The sequence below is a fragment of the Xanthobacter sp. BG11Y11_SDJG genome, assembly GCF_057364445.1.
The window spans coordinates 1-2,978 of the sequence record NZ_JBNFNU010000463.1; the positions used below are offsets into that span (position 1 = coordinate 1).

Annotated in this window: 1 protein-coding gene and 1 pseudogene; both read right to left on the reverse strand. The window is 67.2% G+C overall.

From position 1 onward, the window contains the following. Positions 1-2,400, reverse strand: a pseudogene (clpA, locus tag AC2W7M_RS22900) (ATP-dependent Clp protease ATP-binding subunit ClpA); the annotation flags it as partial. Between the two features lie 231 nt (positions 2,401-2,631). Next, positions 2,632-2,964, reverse strand: coding sequence for an ATP-dependent Clp protease adapter ClpS (gene clpS, locus AC2W7M_RS22905; RefSeq protein ID WP_486135179.1), 333 nt, complete (start codon positions 2,962-2,964; stop codon positions 2,632-2,634). Positions 2,965-2,978: the final 14 nt, after the last annotated feature.

Sequence of the window (2,978 nt, forward strand, 5' to 3'; positions counted from 1 at the left end):
CTTTGCCGGGCTTTGGGGCTTTCGCCGCGCGGGCCCTTGCCCGGCGGTAGAGGCCTTGCGGCGCGCCCGGGCGCTTTGGCGGCGGGGCGGGGCGATCTTTGTCGGGCTTCGGCGTCACCGGCCCCTCGGGGAACTCGAAGCCGAGCTTCGACTCCTTGCCCCCTCGCCCTCCACCACCACGCGCACGTGGCCGCCGCTCTTCAGGCGGCCGAACAGCACCTGGTCGGCCAGCGGCGTCTTGATGTGCTCCTGGATCACGCGGGCCATGGGCCGCGCGCCCATCTGCTCGTCATAGCCGCGCTCCACCAGCCAGGCGCTCGCATCGTCGGAGAGCTCGATGGTGACGTTGCGGTCGGCGAGCTGGGCCTCCAGCTGGAGCACGAACTTCTCCACCACCTGGGTGATGACCTCCTGCGGCAGGTGGCCGAACGGGATCACCGCGTCGAGGCGGTTGCGGAACTCCGGCGCGAAGGTCCGGTTGATAGCCTCCGAATCGTCGCCCTCCCGCTTGGTGCGCGTGAAGCCGTAGGCCGGCTTGGCCAGATCCGCGGCGCCCGCATTGGTGGTCATGATGAGGATCACGTTGCGGAAGTCGATCTGCTTGCCGTTGTGGTCGGTCAGCTTCCCGTGGTCCATCACCTGGAGCAGGATGTTGAAGAGGTCCGGATGGGCCTTCTCGATCTCGTCCAGGAGCAGCACGCAGTGCGGGGTCTGGTCGACGCCGTCGGTGAGCAGGCCGCCCTGGTCAAAGCCCACATAGCCGGGAGGCGCGCCGATCAGGCGGCTCACGGTGTGGCGCTCCATGTACTCCGACATGTCGAAGCGCAGCAGGTTCACGCCCAGCACCGAGGCGAGCTGCTTGGCCACCTCGGTCTTGCCGACGCCCGTGGGGCCGGAGAACAGGTAGCAGCCGATCGGCTTCTCCGGCTCGCGCAGGCCGGCGCGGGCGAGCTTGATGGACGCCGCTAGCGACTCGATGGCCTTGTCCTGCCCGTAGACCACGCGCTTGAGCGTGGTCTCCAGGTTGGCCAGCACCTCGGCGTCGTCCTTGGAGACGCTCTTGGGCGGGATGCGGGCCATGGTCGCGATGGTGGCCTCGATCTCCTTGAGGCCGATGGTCTTCTTGCGCTTGGTCTCGGGCAGCAGCATCTGCGCCGCGCCGCTCTCGTCGATCACGTCGATCGCCTTGTCGGGCAGCTTGCGGTCGTGGATGTAGCGGGCCGAGAGTTCCACCGCCGCCTTGATGGCGTCGTTGGTGTAGCGCAGCTTGTGGTAGTCCTCGAAATAGGGCTTCAGCCCCTTCAGGATCTCGATCGCGTCCGGCACGGTGGGCTCGGCCACGTCGATCTTCTGGAAGCGGCGGACCAGCGCCCGGTCCTTCTCGAAATACTGGCGATATTCCTTGTAGGTGGTCGAGCCCATGCAGCGCAGCGTGCCCGAGGCGAGCGCCGGCTTCAAAAGATTGGACGCGTCCATGGCTCCGCCCGAGGTCGCACCGGCGCCGATCACCGTGTGGATCTCGTCGATGAACATGATCGCGTTCGGATAGGCCTCGATCTCCTTCACCACCTGCTTGAGGCGCTCCTCGAAGTCGCCGCGATAGCGGGTGCCGGCGAGCAGCGCGCCCATGTCGAGGGCGAACACGGTGGCGGTGGCGAGCACGTCCGGCACGTCGCCGTCATTGATGCGCTTGGCGAGGCCCTCGGCGATGGCGGTCTTGCCGACGCCCGGGTCGCCCACGAACAGCGGGTTGTTCTTCTGCCGGCGGCACAGCACCTGGATGGTGCGGCTGATCTCGCTGTCGCGGCCGATGAGAGGGTCGATCTTGCCCTCGTGCGCCTTCTTGTTGAGGTTGATGCAATAGGCGTCGAGCGCGTCGGCCTTCTTCTTCGCGTCCTCGCCCGACTTGGTCTCGGTCTCTTCCTCGGCGCCGCGCACTGGGCGGCTCTCGGACATGCCGGCACGCTTGGCGATGCCGTGGGAGATGTAGTTCACCGCGTCGTAGCGCGTCATGTCCTGCTCCTGCAGGAAATACGCGGCATGGCTCTCGCGCTCGGCGAAGATGGCGACCAGCACGTTCGCGCCCGTCACCTCCTCGCGGCCGGAGGACTGCACATGGATCACCGCGCGCTGGATCACGCGCTGGAAGCCGGCGGTGGGCTTTGAATCGTCCGAGCCGGACTGGACCAGGTTCTCGAGTTCCGTGTCGACGTACTCGATGAGATTGCGGCGGAGCTTCTCCATGTCGACATTGCAGGCGCGCATCACGGCGGCGGCATCCTGGTCGTCGACGAGGGAGAGCAGCAGGTGCTCGAGGGTCGCGTATTCGTGGTGGCGCTCGTTGGCGAGCGCCAGAGCACGATGGAGCGACTGCTCGAGGCTGCGGGAGAATGTGGGCATCGACACCTCTTTCGCGCGTGCCGCCGGTCCGGCGAGCTGCGCCGGGGCGCGGAGCACGCGCCGTCCCGATAAACTTCGTACCGGTTGCGGCAGTGCGCAAGCCCTTCGATGCGTCGAGGGCGTTCACCGTTCCGAAATTGTCACAAGGAAGGGCCGATGGGCGCGGTCACGCTTCAGGCTGGCGCCGGCATGGATCGAGCGCGCGGCGCCAGCGGGGCGCGCCGACGGACCCTATTTCTTCTCCATAACGCACTGGAGCGGATGCTGGTGCTTGCGCGCGAAATCCATCACCTGCGTCACCTTGGTCTCGGCGACCTCGTAGGTGAACACGCCGCACTCCCCCACGCCGTGATGGTGGACGTGGAGCATGATGCGGTTGGCCTCGTCGGTGGTCTTGTTGAAGAAGCGCTGGAGCACGTGCACCACGAACTCCATGGGGGTGTAGTCGTCGTTCAGCAGCAGCACCCGGTAGAGGCTCGGGCGCTTGGTCTGCGGCTTGGTGCGGGTGATGACCGCGGTGCCCGGTCCGTCGCCGTTGCGCCGCGGCGGGTTCGGGCCGGCCATGCGCGCGGCGCGCG

Bases quoted from the DNA above. Each gene is read 5' to 3' on its own strand.
- clpS (WP_486135179.1), bottom strand. From the start codon at position 2,964: ATGGCCGGCCCGAACCCGCCGCGGCGCAACGGCGACGGACCGGGCACC.